Source organism: Polaromonas sp. P1_F8, assembly GCF_056405635.1.
Window position 1 is genome coordinate 443,489 of record NZ_JBFUBS010000002.1, and the last position, 16,712, is coordinate 460,200.

The window sequence follows — 16,712 nt, forward strand, 5'->3', positions numbered from 1 at the left end:
TTTCTGATCACATGCGGAACACGCCGAACTTCGTGTCCGGAATCGGTTGGTTCAGTGTGGCCGAGAGCCCCAACGCCAGCACACGCCGCGTATCCGCCGGGTCAATCACACCGTCGTCCCAGCCGCGCGCGGTGGAGTAATACGGGTGCGACTGCTGGCCAAACTGGTCCAGCACCGGCTGCTTGAAGGTGGCCTCTTCTTCGGCGCTCCAGCTGCCGCCCTTGGCTTCAATCGCGTCGCGCTTTACGGTGGCCAGCACGCCGGCGGCCTGCTCGCCGCCCATCACGCAGATGCGCGCGTTCGGCCACATCCACAAAAAGCGCGGTGAATACGCCCGGCCGCACATGCCGTAATTGCCGGCGCCGTAGCTGCCGCCAATGATCACGGTGAACTTGGGCACCTGGGCCGTGGCCACGGCCGTCACCATCTTGGCGCCATGGCGGGCAATGCCTTCGGCTTCGTATTTTCGGCCGATCATGAAGCCGGTGATGTTCTGCAGAAACACCAGCGGCACCTTGCGCTGGCAGCACAGCTCGATAAAGTGCGCGCCCTTCTGGGCTGATTCGCTGAACAAAATGCCGTTGTTGGCGATGATGCCCACCGGCATGCCCTCAATGTGCGCAAAGCCGCAGACCAGCGTGGGGCCAAAGCGCGCCTTGAACTCATGAAACTCGCTGCCGTCGACGATGCGGGCAATCACCTCGCGCACGTCATACGGTTTTTTCGGGTCCACCGGAATCACACCATGCAGCTCTTGCGGGCTGTGCAGCGGCGGCACCGGCGTACGCAGGGCCTGGTCGAAACGTTTGGTCTTGTTGAGGCTGGCCACCGCCTGCCGGGCCAGCGCCAGCGCATGCGCGTCGTTTTGTGCCAGGTGGTCGGCCACGCCTGAAAGACGCGTGTGCACGTCACCGCCGCCCAGGTCTTCAGCGCTGACGATCTCACCAATGGCCGCCTTCACCAGCGGCGGGCCGCCCAGAAAGATGGTGCCCTGATTCTTGACGATGATGGTCTCGTCGCTCATGGCCGGCACATACGCGCCGCCGGCCGTGCAGCTGCCCATGACCACGGCAATCTGCGCAATGCCCTGCGCGCTCATGTTGGCCTGGTTAAAAAAGATGCGGCCAAAGTGGTCGCGATCAGGAAACACGTCGTCCTGGTTCGGCAAATTGGCGCCGCCCGAATCGACCAGGTAGATGCAGGTGAGGTTGTTTTGCATTGCCACTTCCTGCGCGCGCAAATGCTTTTTCACCGTCATCGGGTAGTAGGTTCCGCCTTTCACCGTGGCGTCGTTGCACACGATCATGCAGTCCACCCCATTCACACGGCCAATACCGGTAATGACGCCGGCGCAGGGCGCGCTGTCGGTGCCGTCGCGGTCGGGGTACATGTCTTTGGCGGCCAGAGGGCCGAGTTCAAGGAAAGGCGTGCCCGGGTCCAGCAGCATCTGCACGCGGTCACGCGGCAGCAGCTTGCCGCGCGACACATGCCGCGCCCGCGTGGCCTCACCGCCACCCAGGGCGGCCTTGGCGACTTGCGCGTTCAGGTCGTCTACCTGCGCCTGCATGGCGGCGGCATTGGCCTGAAAGTCGGCAGAACGGGCGTTGAGTTTTGTCTCCAGAGCGGGCATGGCAATTCCTGAAATACGGATGAAAGGCGCTGAAACGGGGCTGGCCTGCGCCAGACCTTCGGGCACGTGGGCCCTACCTTAGCGCCAGATTAGCGCTAAAGGGCCAGCTTAGCGAAAACCCGCCCCACAGGCACAGCCAATGAGGTTGCAAATCCTGCCACCTGCGCGGAAAATTACCGCCATGCCCACGAAAACCGCCACAAGGCCCACCAATCCGCCCAAAGCCGCCACGCCCATGGCCTTTGCCAGAAGCATTGCTTCTGCCTACAAACGCTACAACCAAAACCCGGCAGAAGCCCTGAAACTGGCACAGATCACGCCAGCGCAGCTAAAACAAGTCAACGGCCACATCACCGCCCGTCAGATGGAGCTTCTTTCAGGCGCCGCCATGCAAGAGCTGGACGACGAAGGCCTGGGCGCCTTCAGCCGCAAACTGCCCTGGGGCAGCTACGGCATGCTGGCCCGCGCATCCATCAGCTCACCCAACCTGGGCGTGGCCCTGAAACGCTGGTGCCGCCACCACGCACTGATTGCCGACGACATCACCTTGCGCCTAAGCACCTCCGGCGACACCGCCGCCATCAGCGTTGAAGAGAAGGTGCCTGGCCAGGTCGGTGAGTTTGCTTTGGTGCATGTGCTGCGCAACATCCACGGCCTGGCCTGCTGGTATGTGGATTCGCGCATTCCACTGCAGGGTGCACGTTTTCCGTTTGCTGCACCGCCGCATGTAGAGGCCTATGGGCTGATGTTCCCTGGCCCGCTGCAGTTCAACGCTGCGCAGGCCGAGATCCGATTTGATGCACGCTACCTGGCATTGCCACTGCGCCGAGATGAAAAGGCTTTGCAGCAAATGCTTCAGCGGGCTTTGCCGTTGACGGTGTTGCAGTACCGGCGCGACAGGTTGTTGGTCGAGCAGGTGCGGCAAGCTCTGGCCAACCCTGCGGTGGCTTCGCACAATGCGGAGACTTTGGCCGCGGCGCTGAACATGTCGGCTCGCACACTGCACCGCCAACTGAAAGAGGAAGGCGCCTCACTGCAGGCACTCAAGGACGGCGTGCGCTTTCAGCAGGCCGGGGAACTGCTTCACCGCACCAGCCAGCCGGTGAAAAAAGTGGCTGCGGCTGCCGGCTTTGGCAACGAGAAAAGCTTTACCCGGGCATTTCGTGCGTGGTCTGGCGTCAGCCCCGGAGAGTTTCGCAAAAACCTGCAGGGCTGACAGGCCTTGATGCGCCTGGCGTTACACCGGACGCACCTCCTTCAGCCAAAGCTGCTGAAAAACCCGATGGGCTGCAGCTCCTGCGTGACGGGCAATTCGTCACAGCGCGCCTTGATCTCGGCCGTGAAGGCCTTGAAGGCCGGCAGCCCGGGCAGCGGGCTTTCAACCACGCCGTCGCCGTACACCGCCACATGCACAAAGCTCACCCCGTCAGCCAGTTGATGTGTCTGGTAGCTCAGGCCGGCAGGCTTGACGGCCTGCAGTTCGGCGTACACGGCGCGAACGAGGCGCTCATTTTCTGCGGCCATTTCGGGCTTGACGCGGTAACGAACCATGACTGCTCTCATACTTTTGCTCCTGTGGGTTGAATAAAAAGGGGCGCCTTGCCGCGCAGCCGAAGGGCCACCGCGGCACCGGCAAGTGAAAGAAGGGCGCAGGCCATCAGCGCCTGGGCAAAGCCGCCGCTGAACTGTTGCGCGCTGCCATAGCCGCCCGCATGGGCAAACACCGTGGCTGCAACGGCCACGCCCAGCACGCCGCCGAGCTGCCGCAAGGTCTGGAACAAGCCCGAGGCCTTTCCGATATCGCCCGGCTCCACCTCTGCCAGCACCGCGCTTTGCACCGCCGGCATGGCCATGGAAACACCCATGCCCGTCACCACCATGGGCAGCACCCACAGCGCGTAGGCACTTTGCGGGCCGGCCAGCAACGCCACCCACGCCACGCCAACGCCCTGCAGGGCCAGGCCAACCACGACCAGCTTGCGTGCGCCAACGCGCGCCACCATGGCCCCAGCCACCGGCCCGACAAAAAACAGTGTGGCCGTCCACGGCAGCATGCTCAGGCCCGCGCCCAGCGGCGTGCGGCCTTGCACCACCTGGAAGAACTGCGCCATGAAAAACAGCGTGCCCATCAACGACGCCGTCATCAAAAACCCCGCCGCGTTACCCGCCGCAAACACCGGCGAGCGAAAAAGCCTGGGCGGCACCATGGCGTCCCACGCCTCACGGCGCTGCAAAGCAACAAAGGCTGCGCCCAGCACGGCCCCCATGCCCAGTGCGCCCAGCACAGGCACGCTGAGCCACCCGCCGTGCGCGCCGCGCATCAGCCCCCACACCAGCCCCAGCAAGGACAGCACCATGAGCACCGCGCCCCGCCAGTCCAGCCGGCCCGGCGTACCCTTGCTTTCGGGCACCTTGCGCCACACCAGCGCGGCCACCCCCAGCGCAAACGGCACGTTGATCCAGAAGACCCATTGCCACGCCAGGCCGTGCACAACCGCACCGCCTGCCACCGGCCCGGCCAGCACCGCCAGGCCGGTGATGCCGCTGAACAGCCCCAGCGCCTTGCCCCGCTGCGCCGGCGCAAACGTCGCCGCCAGCAAGGCCATGGCCAGTGGCAGCACCATGGCCGCGCCCAGGCCCTGCAGCGCCCGTCCCGCAATCAGCCAGCCCATGCCCGGCGCCAACGCACAGGCCGCCGACGAGGCGGCAAACACCAGCAGCCCGCAGGCGTAAACCCGCTTGCGGCCAAAGCGGTCGCCCAGCGCAGCAGCGGTCATCAGAAGCACGGCAAAGCTCAGGCCATAAGCATTGACCGTCCACTCCAGCGCCTCGACGGAGGCCGACAGCTCATGCCTGAGGGTGTCCAGCGCCGTGGTCACCACCAGCGCATCCAGCGCCGCCATAAACGACCCGGCCGCCGCCAGGCCCAGAACCCAGCGCTGCTGCGCGGTAAAACCTGCTTGATTCATTTGCGTCACTTCATCGCTCCTTGTTGAGAGGCGGCCCACCCCATCCAATGTCACATCCAATGCCACATACAGATAAATGCCCGCCTCTATGCCAAAGACGGCGCGGCCCGGCAAATCGATGCAAAAATATTTTTGCGTGGCCGCGCATCGTTTTGGCCCCGCCCAACGTCTCACAAAAGGACGCACCCCGGTTTGCCGCAACCTTTCATCGGCAAAGCCGCCCAAGCCCCCACCTCCGAAGCACAATCACCAAGCCAAGGCCCTTCATGAACGCCACACCCCACTCCACCGCCCTGCCTGCAGCACCAGCTGGCACACCCCAGCCGGCCCTGCCTGAGTTCATCACCCTCATAGGCAGGTTGCGGCCCCGGTTGCACCGCTACTGCGCGCGCATGACGGGCTCCATCTTTGACGGTGAAGACATCGTGCAGGACACCCTGGCCAAAGCCGCGCAGGCTTACGACCCGGCCACGGTGCAGCATGCCGAGGGCTGGCTGTTTCGCATTGCGCACAACACCGCCATGGACTTTTTGCGCAGCAAGGCACGCGAAGAAGTGCACCTTGCCGATGAAGAGCCCGACACAACCGCCGACCCCCACGCCAGCGCCGAGCTGCGCCATGCCACCACGGCAGCACTGCGCACCTTCATGCAGCTGCTGCCGGCGCAGCGCAGCGCGGTGATCCTGGCCGACGTGCTGGGTTACGCGATGGACGAAGCAGCAGAAGTGATGAACGTGAGCCTGCCCGCCATCAAGGCTTCACTGCACCGCGGCCGCCTGCGCCTGCGCGAGCTGGCCCGGCAACCACAAGACAAAGCCCCACCGCCGGCTTTGTCGCCGGCAGACCAGGCCCTGCTCACCGAATACGCGGCCCGCTTTAACGCGCGAGACTTTGACGGCCTGCGCGACATGCTGGGCGACCAGGTGCACCTGAACCTGGTGGCGCGTTTGCAACTGGACGGCAAAGCCCATGTGGCCGAATACTTTGGCCGGTATTCAGCCGTGACGGGCGTGATGCGCGTCACGCCCACCAACATCGAAGGCCGGCCCGTCATCTGGATACACCAGGAGAGCGACTCCACGGTCAATAGCGACTACATCGTGGGGCTTGAGTGGCGCGACGGGAAGCTCATCACGATTCGCGACTTCAGGTATGCGTTTTACTTTGATGATGGGGTGCTGTTTGATGTTTGATTGCGGGCCGTTGAGCGAGCATTGACTTGACGGGAAATTGGCAATTCAGTGGCCGGCTCACACTGCGACACCATGATGGCCACGTGGCCTTTATTTGATGCCGGAGAGATGCTTTCATGCATCTAACAGGTGCCCCCAAGCTGTTGATTTGTAAGGGCATTTCAGTTCGGGAATGGATTCAGTTACCACGAAATTTACAACAGCCCCCTGGCAGGATGGGACCTTAAAGATGGACTGCAGAGCTGCGGACCTTGGTGCCAGTCAAATCATTGATAGGATTCCATACGCCGTTTCTCGGTGCGCAGTTCATTAGGCCGACTGAACTTCTGCAGGATCGCCACTCCGTCGCATCTCCATTAATGCCTAGGGCAATACATGAATAGCAAATTGATGCCAGAGGACGGCGAAAGGCTTATCCAGGACGCTCTGGCTGAACTTGGTTGGGCTGCCGATGCTACGGCTGTGGCCGAGCGCGTCCGTCGCCTTGACCTTGGCTTGCCGGTCGAAGATGAGTTTGCCGTTGTCTGTTCGTGGCTCGGAAATTGCCGACTCCTGCACAAGCTTGATCAGCAGCAGGTTCCTGTGTCGTCTAAACAGGAGTTCCAGGTACCAGATCTGTTGGCTAGATTTTCAACGCAGAATGGCAAATCTCCTGTATTGATTGAAGTCAAATCCAAGCAAGAAAGACGGCTCTCATTGAGACCGGAATATTTGCAGCGGTTGCAGAACTACGCCGACATGGTAGGCATGCCGCTCCTGATCGCGTGGAAGTTCCACAGTTTATGGACGCTATTTGAGGTCAAGCATTTAACGAAAGCGGAAAAGAACTTCAACATCTCATTCGAGAAGGCTTCGCAGGAAAGTCTTATGGGCGTACTCGCTGGTGATGTGGCGTACAAAATTGGTGCTGGAGCGGGGATTCATTTGCGACTCAGGAAGGATAGGCTCATTGAACGTGTAGAAGATGAACGAGAGCGCAGCGAGCAGTGGGCTATGACTATTGATGACGTCTCCTTTACAGATTACAAAGGTATGCGCCGGACCGATTTGACAGAAGAAGTTCAGTCTCTCTTCACTGCGTGGGATTTAGAAGAGGTGCAAGAGCATACTGATACGCACATCCATATGCGGTTTGTGGCCAATCAGCAGGGCATTCAGTTTGCGCATACGGCCTTGGTTAGATTGCTTAGCTGGGAGGCTCCAAAAGACGACCGACCTCATTGGCGTGGCTTGCTGAGAAAGGAACGTGTGACTGCTAACGTCGCAAACTTTTCTGCCGCGCTATACGTTGCCCTGCGCGAAAAGGTGGTCTCTCACATCCTTCATGTGCAACCGCACCAAATGCCTGATTTCATTTCAAACGAATCTGACGGTGGTGCGGACAAAAAAAAGCCCGCGTGTTGAGCTCCGTCGAAAGCTGACCCATCGCTTGGCTCGGGTCTAATTGCCATCACTAAATACTGAGCTGAATATGTCACTTGACGATTTACATCGTCACCCGCTTTTCAAAGAGGTCGCAAGGGATAGTTTTGGCGTTCAAGATGCCATAGGTCTGAAGCTCACGGGCGATTTTGATGAGACATCCACGGTTGACGAACTCCAGTTCTACATCACGCGAGTTGGCTTTTCTCTATCGCATGCGCTCGGGTGGCTTAACTTAAGGTTGGAGTATTCGCTCGACTAAGCCCTATAACTATCGACGGTAATTTCCGCAGGAAAAGTCTTCATAAAGTGCCACGGCATTAACTCAACAAATATCGGCCCAATGGAAAAGAATCCCACAAGCGTTCCAACTGCTGCGTACAGAAAAAATGTGTAATTCTCAATACTTCCCAAATAGAAAAGACTCATCAGATAAGCCACAGATGGAGGCCCTGTGCAAATTGATACCACCATGATTCGATAAACAAAAGCCAAAAGGGCATTCATTAGCGGAACCTGCCTTGCACCGAATGTCTTTTTCCGAAAAGTTGGAACTTTTATAGCGGGGTAGTTGTTGACGCTGTGCGGAAATACCTCCCAGACTCCTTTGGCTTTTGAAATCAAGAGTGTTTCGCGATAGCGAGTCTGGTAGATGCTCGCATACCAGAGCATCATCAGCGGACCTAGGACCGCGACCAAAAGTAAGCAGAACTGTGACCATCTAAATCTGACGGTCGTGCCTATCAAGCTGACGGAAGCTTTTTCTGGGAGTTCAATCCCATGAAACTCGAAGGGTGCGTTAGTGACTGAACGCGCTTCATGTCTAAATCGCGCAATTATCTCTTCGGGAGCTGATCTGAACCGCGACTCAACTAACCCCTCTAGATAAGTGCGACAACTGTCTTCAGTGATGCCACTGGGGAGAAGGCGCGGCACACCCTGAGTAATGGCAACTTGAAGTGCGGTTTTGTACTCGATGCCCCACAAGGAGTTTTTATTGACTGGCTTTGCTCGTTCCCACTTATTCACTACGTCCGTGTTTTTCTCCAAAGCGTATGCGCCTTCATTTAGGCAATTTGCACGTACGATTTCTTGTTGGTTGTTCAGAGCCATAGCGACAAACAGCAGCAAACCCGTCGCAAATGTCATTGGTGCGGTAAGCAGCATGAGTCGTTCATAACGTCGTCCAAGATTTCTCACGGCAATCCCCCTGTTGAATTCATTATCAATCTGATGCTTGTACGAAATCGACCGACTACGGACACCTTGCAGGATATGTTCGAAAAAGCATCGCGGCGACGTGGTTGCTATCCGCCCCAGCTCATGTCTCGCACCTCCATTCAGGCATACAACTTGCATCCACGCCTGTGGCAGAGCGAGTTTGCAGAGCGCGAACTGCAACGCCCCTGCACCCTCAACGCTGAAAGCGACCTATGTCATCCATCCGCACAGCCTGCCTCGCGCTTTGCGCCGCGTCCGGCCTGGCGCTCGCCGCCCCCTCCTTGGCCCAAGAGCCCTACCCCAGCCACCCGGTCAAGGTCATCGTGGCGCTGCCGGCTGGCGGCAGTGTTGACATGGTGGCGCGCCAGGTCAGCCAGCAGCTGACCACCGACCTGGGCCAACCCTTTGTGGTGGACAACCGGGCCGGTGGTTCGGGGCAGATTGGGGTGCCGGTGGTGGCCAAGGCGGTGCCGGACGGCTACACCATCATGGTGTCACCGGCTTCCTTTCTGACGACGAACAAGAGCATCTTCAAGACACTGCCCTACAACCCGGAAACCGACTTTGTGGCCGTGACCAAGCTGGTGAACCAAGCCATGGTGCTGGTGGTGAACGACAAGGCGAAGTATGGAACGCCGGCCAGCATTCTGGCGGCGGCCAAGGCCAACCCAGGCAAGCTGACGTATGCCTCTTCAGGTGACGGCAGCCCGCAACACCTGGCGGGGCTCATGTTTGAAAGCCAGACCGGCGCGAAGCTGCTGCACGTTCCCTACAAGGGTGGTGCGCCGGCGATTACCGACCTGATCGGCGGTGTGGTGGACATGGCTTTTGCCCCGCTGCCGGAGGCACTGCCGCACATCAAGTCGGGCAAGCTGCATGCGGTGGGCGTGCTGAGTGAAAAACGCGCCGTTTCTGCGCCGGACATTCCCACGCTGCGCGAAGGCGGCGTGAACAATGTGGTGCTGTCGGCATGGATCGGCCTGCTGGTTCCCGCCAAAACGCCGCAGCCCGTGATCGACAAGCTCAGCAAATCCGCGAAGGCTTTTCTCAGAGGCGATGCCAAAACGAAACTGCTGGAGATAGGCATGGAGCCCGCGCCCGATGAGGCCAAGCCTCTGGCGCAAGTGATTTCAGAAGAGATTCGCATCCACGCCGACCTGGTGAAAGCCGCCGGCCTGGTGCCGCAGTAAAAGCGAAAGGCGCCGGCCGGGCTGGGCGCACGCCCCCGGACAACCGTCAAACGAAAGCTAAGCCAAAGCCCCAGCGGTAACGCCTTCAATCACGCTTCGCGCATTGCGTGCAGCCGCAACGCCCATGTTCACGTATGCGTTGCTCGTGACACCGCCGATGTGGGGGCTCAGGATGAGACCCGGCTCGTTCTGGAAGGGGTGCCCTGACACCATGGGTTCCACGCTGAAGCTGTCTAGGCCCGCAGAATGGACTTGTCCGCTGCGAAGGGCTTCGAGCAAAGCCGCCTCGTCTACCAGCCCACCGCGCGCCGTGTTGACGATGATCACGCCTCTTTTGCACTTTGCCAGCGTGACGCCGTCCAGCAGGTTGCGGTTCTCGTCGGTCAGCGGGCAATGCAGCGAAATCACGTCGGCGTTTTGCCAAAGCGTTTCGAGCTCGACCCGTGTCATGAATTCCGGCAGCTCTTTGGCGTAAGGGTCAAAGCCCAATACCTCCATGCCCAATGCACTCGCCATGCGTGCAAAGCGCAGCCCGATGGCACCGAGTCCCACAAGCCCGACAGTCTTGCCATACAGTTCCACGCTCTTGTGGGTGGCCTTGTCCCAGTGGCCGGCGCGCATGCGCGCGTCCAGCACCGGAATCGACTTTGCGCAGGCGAGCATCAATGCCAGGGCCTGTTCGGCGACGGCATTGGCGTTGGCGCCGGCCGCGGCACGCACTTCAACACCCCGCGCGGCGGCAGCCACCTTGTCGATGGTGTCGGTGCCGCTGCCGTGTTTGGAGATCACGCGCAGGGACGGCGCCGCCGTGATGGCGGCTGACCCCACCTTGCTGTAGCGCACGATGATGCCCACCGGGTCGTGTCGCTGGCAGAGGGCGACGATGTCTTCTTCTGTCGGTGTCTTGCCGGCGTAGATGACTTCGTAACCCTGCAGAAGCGCCAGCGCTTCCGGTGCAAGGTCTGCAGCAGTGACCAGAATGACCGGTTTCATGACGGGCTTCATGACGGGCTTCATGACAGGTTTCCCGTTGCTCACAGCGACTCGCCTTCTTTCAACACACCGGCACTGCGCAGCGCTGATTCCAGCCACTTCGCCGCTGTGTCGCCTTTTTTGATCGCCGCTATCCGTGCGTTTTCGTCGGCCACCTTCTTCACTGCGGCCGGCAGTAGGGATTCGATCTTCTCGCGTTCAACGACGACAACACCGTCCGCGTCACCCATCACGAAGTCGCCCGCATGCACGGTGACGCCGCCTGCCGTCACAGGGTGGCCGATGCGCCCCGGGCAGGTTTTGGTCGGGCCGTTCGGGTTGTACCCGGCCGCAAAGACGGGGAAATCCATTTCGTCAATCTCGAGGGTGTCCCGCACTGCGCCGTCAATGACCACACCGACGATTCCCAGCTGTTTGCAGGCGGTCATCATGATGGTGCCCATCAGCGCGGCGGTGAGGTCACCCTTGCCGTCAATGACCAACACATCACCCGGCTGCGCCAGTGACATGGCCGCGTGAATCATCAGGTTGTCACCAGGGCGGACTTCAACAGTGAAGGCCGTTCCGGCAAATTTCATGCGGGGGCGCAATGCCTTGATGTGCCCGTGCATCGCACCCCGGCGGCCGGCCACGTCAGCCAGGATGGCGGGCTGGAATTTAGCGGCCTCGCGCACAACGGCGGCCGGCACGCGGTCAAACTTGCGGATGATGTCTTGTGTCATGTCAATCTACTTTCGCACCGGATTCTTTGACGATCTTGCCCCAGCGGGTGATGTCTTCCCGGATCAGTTTGCTGAATTGCTCCGGCGTGCTCCCTTCCACGTCGGCGCCCTGGTCGCGCAGCTTCTTGCGCAGGTCTGCCGCCTGCAGCGCCTTGTTGATGTCGGCGTTGAGTTTGGCGACGACTTCCTTCGGCAGGTTCGCGGGCCCGGCAATGCCGAACCAGGTCACGGCCTCAAAGCCCTTGTAGCCGGACTCGGCAATGGTCGGCACCTGCGGCAGGTCTTCGGTGCGTTTGGCCGACGTGACGGCGATGGCGCGCATTTTTCCGTTCTTGATGTGGCCGATGAGCGTGGGGATAGAGGACACATAGAGCTGCACCTGCCCGCCAATCAGGTCGGTGGCGCCCTGCGCCGCGCCCTTGTACGGCACGTGCGTGAGCTTGACGTCTGCTGCTTTCTGGAAGGATTCGGTTGCAAGGTGCGCGACGGTGCCGTTGCCGGAGGTCGCATAGTTCAGGAAGCCGGGTTTGGCCTTTGACGCCGCAACGATGTCGGCGAGCGTCTTGTACGGCGAGTCCGCCGCGACGACGATGACCAGCGGCGCACTCGCCACGAGGCTCACGGGCGTGAGGTCCTTCATGGGGTCGTAGGGCAGTTTGGCATACAGGCTGGTGTTGATCGCCAGGTTGCTGGTCTGGCCGAGCACCAGCGTGTAGCCGTCTGCCGGCGACTTCGCCACGGCGTCTACGCCGAGGTTGCCGCCCGACCCGGGCTTGTTGTCAACGATGAAGGTGTAGCCCGAGCCCGTGACCTTGTTCGTGACTTCGCGGGCGATGATGTCGGTGCCACCGCCGGCCGGAAACGGGACGACGAGGCGGATGGGTTTGGTGGGCCAGGCCTGCGCAAAGGCGCTGGTGGCCAGGGAACACGCGATGGCAGCGGCCAGCACGCAACGGCGGGAAAGTTTCATGAATATGTCTCCAAGGCTCCGCTTTAAAACAATAGCTGCGGTATGGGTGTGACTGTAGGCGCGCGTTGCACGCCATACAATACCGTTTCATACAGTGAACCATGGTGCGGCATGCGCAACGATCCAGCAAATGAGCCGGTTGAGACGGGCGGCGGCGTCATCGCGGTGACGCGGGCGCTCTCGCTGATGGAAGCTTTTGAGGTGGGCGAGTCAACGCTTTCGCTGGCGGAATTGAGCCGGCGCTCACACATGCACAAGACGACGGTGCTGCGCTTGGCGCGCACGCTGGCCTTGTCGCAATACATGGTGCAGGCCGACGACGGCCAGTGGCGGCTGGGGCCGGCCGCCGGCTGGCTGGGTGCGCGCTACCAGGCCGGGTTCGACGTCAACCGGATCGTCGAGCCCACGCTGCACGAGCTCGTGGAGGCAAGCGGCGAAAGCGCGTCGTTCTACGTGCGCGAAGGCGACATTCGCGCCTGCGTGGCGCGTGTCGAAGGACCGCAATCGGTGCGGCACCACGTGCGTGTCGGGGAAAGGCTGCCCCTGAACAAGGGCGCACCAGGGCGTGTGATTTTGGCCTTCAGCGGCGCAGCGGGAGAACCCTACGAGTCGATCCGTGAGCAGGGGTACCAGATCTCGATGGGCGAACGCGAAGCCGAAGTGGCCAGCGTCGCGGCGCCGGTGTTCGGCCTCAACTGGCGATTGCTGGGGTCCATCTGCATCTCGGGCCCGAGTGCGCGGTTGTCAAAGACCAAACTGATGAAGCACGCAAAGAGTGTCATTCGCGCAGCGAACCAGCTGTCGTATGCGCTCGCGGGGAGCAAGTCGGCTCACACGCCGCGGGCGGTGTCGCGCTGGCATCCTTGAAAGCGGCTTGTCAGCCGTCTTGGGGTTCGTCTGAAAAAAGAGATGGTGCCTGGGGCGGATACGACCCTGGAGGATGACTTGCATCAAGGTGCGGCTTTTTTCAATCGGCCACTTCCTGCTCAACCAGACGCCTGATCTTCAACGCTTTCTCAAAGTGGTCCAGCCGGTGCGTTTGGATCCACCATTTTGCGGCCTCCATCAGGAGCTCCGGGTTGTCATTCTTGTTGGCAAAAAACGCGTAGAAAGACAGGCCGACGTTTTCGCCTTTCTCTTTGATTTTGTTTTCGCAAACATCGATTATTTTCTGTTTCAAATGGGCACGCAATTGGCCTCCTCACGTCTTCGCCGACATCTTGAACGCCAAAGCAAGATAGTCATGAACATGCTGCTTGTCGTTGATGTCATGAACTGATGCCAATGCAGTCGCTGGTCATGGTTTCAGGATTGGTAGTGTTGCTTGAACTCAGGGCTATTACAGCAAATCATGATTTTCGTTACTGCCAGCACTCGCAGCCACCACGCCGGACAAGCCGAATCTCAGCTCACTTGCCGGAAACCTGCCGCTCCCCCAAGCGAAATCTCTTAAAGCTCGCGCACGATCAACCAGGCACACAAGCCCACCACCAGAACCCCGGCAGCGACAAGTCCAGTCATCGTGGACATCCGGCGCTGGCGTTGACTGCATGGCAGGCAATAATTGAACATCTCGCCTTTGTAATGATGAAGAGGCAGGAGCAGGCCCGACCCGCCGCAGGCGTAACACCTTCCCTGCGCATTCCTCCGCTTGCCCCGGCGGTCGCGCCACACCTGAATGATGAGCCCAACGATGGGCAGCACACCCAAGCCCCCAACAACCAGCACCGCCACAACGATTTCAACCATTGCTATTCCGTACTCCTAGCTCACTTCATGCCCGAGGGGCGTGTCGACTTACCCGACAGCAAGCTGCCGCTCCCCCAGCGCAATATCCAGCATCATCTCGCTGGCCAAAGTCCCCAGCTCCTTCTGCAAAGCCTCCACCGACAACTTGGCCGGTACCAGCAAATGCGCCTCGACCTTGAAAGTCTGCTTGCCTGAGACGCCGCTGCGCACGATATCGGTGTGAATGCTCTCAATGCTGATGCCGCGCTCGGCGAGCATCTTGGTGAGGTTGCTGACGATGCCCAGGCGGTCTTCGCCTACCAGCTCCAGCTCAAACACGCGCAGGGCGGCGGGGGTGTTGGCGCCGTCGCTCTTTGCCACCACCACTTGCAGGCCGCTGGACTGCAGGCCGCGCAATGAGTTGGCCAGGTTGTCGGCGTTTTCGCGGGGCACTTCGAAGTGGACCATGCCGGCGAATTCACCGGCCAGGCGTGTCATGCGGCTGGCGGCCCAGTTGGCGCCGAAGCGTTGGGCTTTGTCGGCCAGGGAACTGACGATGCCCTGGCGATCGGTGCCGACGATGGAGACGACCAACGAAGTGTTGGCGGACGAGACCTCTTCGGTCAGCACCACGGCCTTGCGCAGCATGGGGGCCCGGGTGGCGAATGCGGGGTCTTGTACTTCGGCGGGCAGGCTGCCTTGCAGGCGGGCGTGGTGCACGACTTTGCTGAGCAGCGCCAGGCCCATGGGTGCAAGGGCGCGCTCCCACAGTTCGCGGGCGGTTTCGCCTTTTTTGACAAAGCACCAGTCTTGCGCGGCGATGGCGCCCGCGTCCCAGCCGTCGGCCAGGTGGTAGACGGAGCCGCCGGCGATCGGGTCGCCTTCCAGAATCGTCCACTCAACGGCTGCGATGCCGCGGTGGCGTGGCAGCAGCGAGGGGTGGTAGCCGATGCCACCCAGGCGCGAGCGTGCGAGTGCGTCGTCACTCACGCGGGCATGCGTGTGCGCGGCAATGATAAGTTCGGTGCCTTCGGCAATCGCCTCACCGGGCACGATCTTCGGGTTGGCCAGCACGTGCACGGGGATGCCGGCGGCACGCCCGGCAATGGCCAGCCGGTCGTCTTCGGCGGGGGCGACGATGCTGGTGAACTCAATGCCTTCTTCTTTGCGAAGCGCCTCAAACACCGAGGCTGCGAAAAAACGGGAACCGACCAAAGCGCATTTCATTGACACGTCTCTTTAGGAATGAATAGATAAAGGGATGGATTAAAACGGAAAGCGGACATAAAAAAGGGAGCCGAAGCTCCCGATGAGAAACAGCCGCTCAGGCCGCGACAGCCTGGCGCGCCTTCTCGGTCAGGCCGATCTGGTCGAGTGCGGCGGCGAGCTGCCCGACGGTGCGGTCAGACTGGTGCCACTTCTCGAGGCCAAACAGGCCGACGCGAAAGGTCTTGAAGTCGGCGGTTTCATCGCACTGCAGCGGCACGCCGGCGGCAGTTTGCAAACCTTGCGCAAGGAATTTTTTGCCGGACTGGATGTCTGGGTCAGTGGTGTAGCTGACAACCACGCCCGGGGCTTTGAAGCCTTCGGCGGCCACGCTGGGCAGGCCGCGGCTTTCAAACAGTTTGCGCACTTTGCTACCCAAGGCTTCCTGCTCGGCTTTGACTTTGGCAAAGCCGTAGTCTTGCGTTTCTTTCATGGCGGCGCGCAGGCGCGTGAGGGCGTCTGTGGGCAGAGTCGCGTGGTAGGCATGGCCGCCGTTTTCATACGTTTCCATGATCTGCATCCACTTCTTCAGGTCGCAGGCAAAGCTGGAGCTGGCGGTGCTGTCTATCGCGGCGCGGGCGCGCTCACTGAGCATGACCATGGCGCAGCAGGGGGAGCTGCTCCAGCCTTTTTGCGGGGCAGAGATGAGCAGGTCAACGCCGGTGGCCTTCATGTCGACCCACATGGCGCCGGAGGCAATGCAGTCGAGCACAAAGAGGCCGCCCACGGCATGCACCGCCGCGGCCACGGCCTGCAGGTAGCTGTCGGGCAGGATCATGCCGGAGGCGGTTTCGACGTGCGGGGCAAAGACGAGCGCGGGCTTTTCTTTGGCGATGGCAGCGACCACATCGGCAATGGGCGCGGGTGCCCAGGGGGCCTGCGCGCCGGGGCCGGTCTGTTTGGCCTTGAGCACGGTGTGCGACGCGGGGATGTGGCCCATGTCAAAGATCTGCGTCCAGCGGTAGCTGAACCAGCCGTTGCGGATGACCATGACGTGCTTGCCACCCGCAAACTGGCGGGCCACGGCTTCCATGCCGTAGGTGCCGCTGCCGGGCACCAGGGCCACGGCGTGCGCCTTGTACACGTCTTTGAGGATGCGCGAGATGTCGCTCATCACACCCTGGAAGCTTTTTGACATGTGGTTGAGGGCGCGGTCGGTGTAGACCACCGAAAACTCGAGCAGGCCGTCAGGGTCAACGTTGGGGAGGAGTCCGGGCATGGTGTTGTCTCTCAAATCGTTATTAAAAGTCGGGCAGCCAGCTTAACAGGATGAGGCGATTTTGGCAGTGGGGTTATGTGTGGTCGCGGGAGGCCCCCAGGGTGTGGGAGGCGCGTGGGGAGGCTGTGCGGCGGGCGCTCCGGGTGCGTCGTCTGCTATTTATTTCATAGCTGCTCGCGCTCGTCCCTA

The 16,712-nt window shown here is 60.9% G+C and carries 16 protein-coding genes; 6 read left to right on the forward strand and 10 right to left on the reverse strand.

Annotated features, from left to right (window positions below; translation table 11 throughout):
* Positions 1-7 precede the first annotated feature (7 nt).
* On the reverse strand, positions 8-1,630 hold the full coding sequence (locus tag AC1D1J_RS11000; RefSeq protein WP_477694695.1) for a carboxyl transferase domain-containing protein: 1,623 nt from the start codon (positions 1,628-1,630) through the stop codon (positions 8-10).
* 181 nt (positions 1,631-1,811) lie between these two features.
* Here AC1D1J_RS11000 and AC1D1J_RS11005 point away from each other — a divergent pair, with 181 nt between their 5' ends.
* Positions 1,812-2,846: an AraC family transcriptional regulator gene (locus AC1D1J_RS11005; protein ID WP_477694696.1), complete on the forward strand. Its 1,035-nt coding sequence runs from the start codon at positions 1,812-1,814 to the stop codon at positions 2,844-2,846.
* A gap of 41 nt (positions 2,847-2,887) precedes the next feature.
* Here the strand turns inward: AC1D1J_RS11005 and AC1D1J_RS11010 are convergent, their stop codons facing one another.
* Positions 2,888-3,193: a hypothetical protein gene (locus AC1D1J_RS11010; protein WP_477694697.1), complete on the reverse strand. Its 306-nt coding sequence runs from the start codon at positions 3,191-3,193 to the stop codon at positions 2,888-2,890.
* Complete coding sequence (locus AC1D1J_RS11015; RefSeq protein WP_477694792.1) at positions 3,190-4,599, reverse strand: MFS transporter; 1,410 nt, start codon at positions 4,597-4,599, stop codon at positions 3,190-3,192. The genes AC1D1J_RS11010 and AC1D1J_RS11015 overlap by 4 nt, the downstream gene beginning before the upstream one ends.
* Positions 4,600-4,865: 266 nt before the next feature.
* On the opposite strand from AC1D1J_RS11015, the gene AC1D1J_RS11020 reads away from it, so the two are divergent.
* Both AC1D1J_RS11020 and AC1D1J_RS11025 read left to right on the forward strand, forming a co-directional pair.
* On the forward strand, positions 4,866-5,792 hold the full coding sequence (locus AC1D1J_RS11020) for a sigma-70 family RNA polymerase sigma factor (RefSeq protein ID WP_477694698.1): 927 nt from the start codon (positions 4,866-4,868) through the stop codon (positions 5,790-5,792).
* A 375-nt stretch (positions 5,793-6,167) separates the two neighbouring features.
* The gene (locus tag AC1D1J_RS11025; protein WP_477694699.1) at positions 6,168-7,196 is read left to right on the forward strand and encodes a restriction endonuclease; all 1,029 of its coding nucleotides are present in this window, start codon (positions 6,168-6,170) and stop codon (positions 7,194-7,196) included.
* A gap of 276 nt (positions 7,197-7,472) precedes the next feature.
* On the opposite strand, the gene AC1D1J_RS11030 is transcribed toward AC1D1J_RS11025, so the two are convergent.
* A complete protein-coding gene (locus tag AC1D1J_RS11030; protein WP_477694700.1) occupies positions 7,473-8,381 on the reverse strand; it encodes a hypothetical protein in 909 nt (302 codons plus the stop codon).
* Between the two features lie 266 nt (positions 8,382-8,647).
* Here AC1D1J_RS11030 and AC1D1J_RS11035 point away from each other — a divergent pair, with 266 nt between their 5' ends.
* Entirely contained in the window at positions 8,648-9,625 is a 978-nt protein-coding gene (locus AC1D1J_RS11035) for a Bug family tripartite tricarboxylate transporter substrate binding protein (RefSeq protein WP_477694701.1), read from the forward strand.
* Positions 9,626-9,682: 57 nt separating this feature from the next.
* Here AC1D1J_RS11035 and AC1D1J_RS11040 read toward each other — a convergent pair whose 3' ends face one another.
* Genes AC1D1J_RS11040 through AC1D1J_RS11050 form a run of 3 tightly spaced genes read right to left on the reverse strand, consistent with a single transcriptional unit; the run spans position 9,683 to position 12,310 of the window.
* The gene (locus AC1D1J_RS11040) at positions 9,683-10,642 is read right to left on the reverse strand and encodes a hydroxyacid dehydrogenase (RefSeq protein WP_477694702.1); all 960 of its coding nucleotides are present in this window, start codon (positions 10,640-10,642) and stop codon (positions 9,683-9,685) included.
* Positions 10,643-10,659: 17 nt separating this feature from the next.
* Entirely contained in the window at positions 10,660-11,340 is a 681-nt protein-coding gene (locus tag AC1D1J_RS11045; RefSeq protein WP_477694703.1) for an RraA family protein, read from the reverse strand.
* 1 nt (position 11,341) lies between these two features.
* The gene (locus AC1D1J_RS11050; RefSeq protein WP_477694704.1) at positions 11,342-12,310 is read right to left on the reverse strand and encodes a Bug family tripartite tricarboxylate transporter substrate binding protein; all 969 of its coding nucleotides are present in this window, start codon (positions 12,308-12,310) and stop codon (positions 11,342-11,344) included.
* A 111-nt stretch (positions 12,311-12,421) separates the two neighbouring features.
* On the opposite strand from AC1D1J_RS11050, the gene AC1D1J_RS11055 reads away from it, so the two are divergent.
* Both AC1D1J_RS11055 and AC1D1J_RS11060 read left to right on the forward strand, forming a co-directional pair.
* Positions 12,422-13,177, forward strand: a complete 756-nt coding sequence (locus AC1D1J_RS11055; protein WP_477694705.1) for an IclR family transcriptional regulator — start codon at positions 12,422-12,424, stop codon at positions 13,175-13,177.
* A gap of 73 nt (positions 13,178-13,250) precedes the next feature.
* Positions 13,251-13,589 carry a hypothetical protein gene (locus tag AC1D1J_RS11060; RefSeq protein WP_477694706.1) on the forward strand — a complete coding sequence of 113 codons (339 nt, stop codon included), beginning with the start codon at positions 13,251-13,253 and terminating at the stop codon, positions 13,587-13,589.
* Between the two features lie 170 nt (positions 13,590-13,759).
* On the opposite strand, the gene AC1D1J_RS11065 is transcribed toward AC1D1J_RS11060, so the two are convergent.
* The 3 genes from AC1D1J_RS11065 to AC1D1J_RS11075 all read right to left on the reverse strand — a co-directional run bounded on the left by AC1D1J_RS11065 (position 13,760) and on the right by AC1D1J_RS11075 (position 16,523).
* Entirely contained in the window at positions 13,760-14,059 is a 300-nt protein-coding gene (locus AC1D1J_RS11065) for a hypothetical protein (protein ID WP_477689836.1), read from the reverse strand.
* 48 nt (positions 14,060-14,107) lie between these two features.
* On the reverse strand, positions 14,108-15,265 hold the full coding sequence (locus AC1D1J_RS11070; protein ID WP_457282851.1) for a formyltransferase family protein: 1,158 nt from the start codon (positions 15,263-15,265) through the stop codon (positions 14,108-14,110).
* A 97-nt stretch (positions 15,266-15,362) separates the two neighbouring features.
* Positions 15,363-16,523, reverse strand: coding sequence for an aminotransferase class V-fold PLP-dependent enzyme (locus AC1D1J_RS11075; RefSeq protein WP_477659318.1), 1,161 nt, complete (start codon positions 16,521-16,523; stop codon positions 15,363-15,365).
* Positions 16,524-16,712 lie beyond the last annotated feature (189 nt).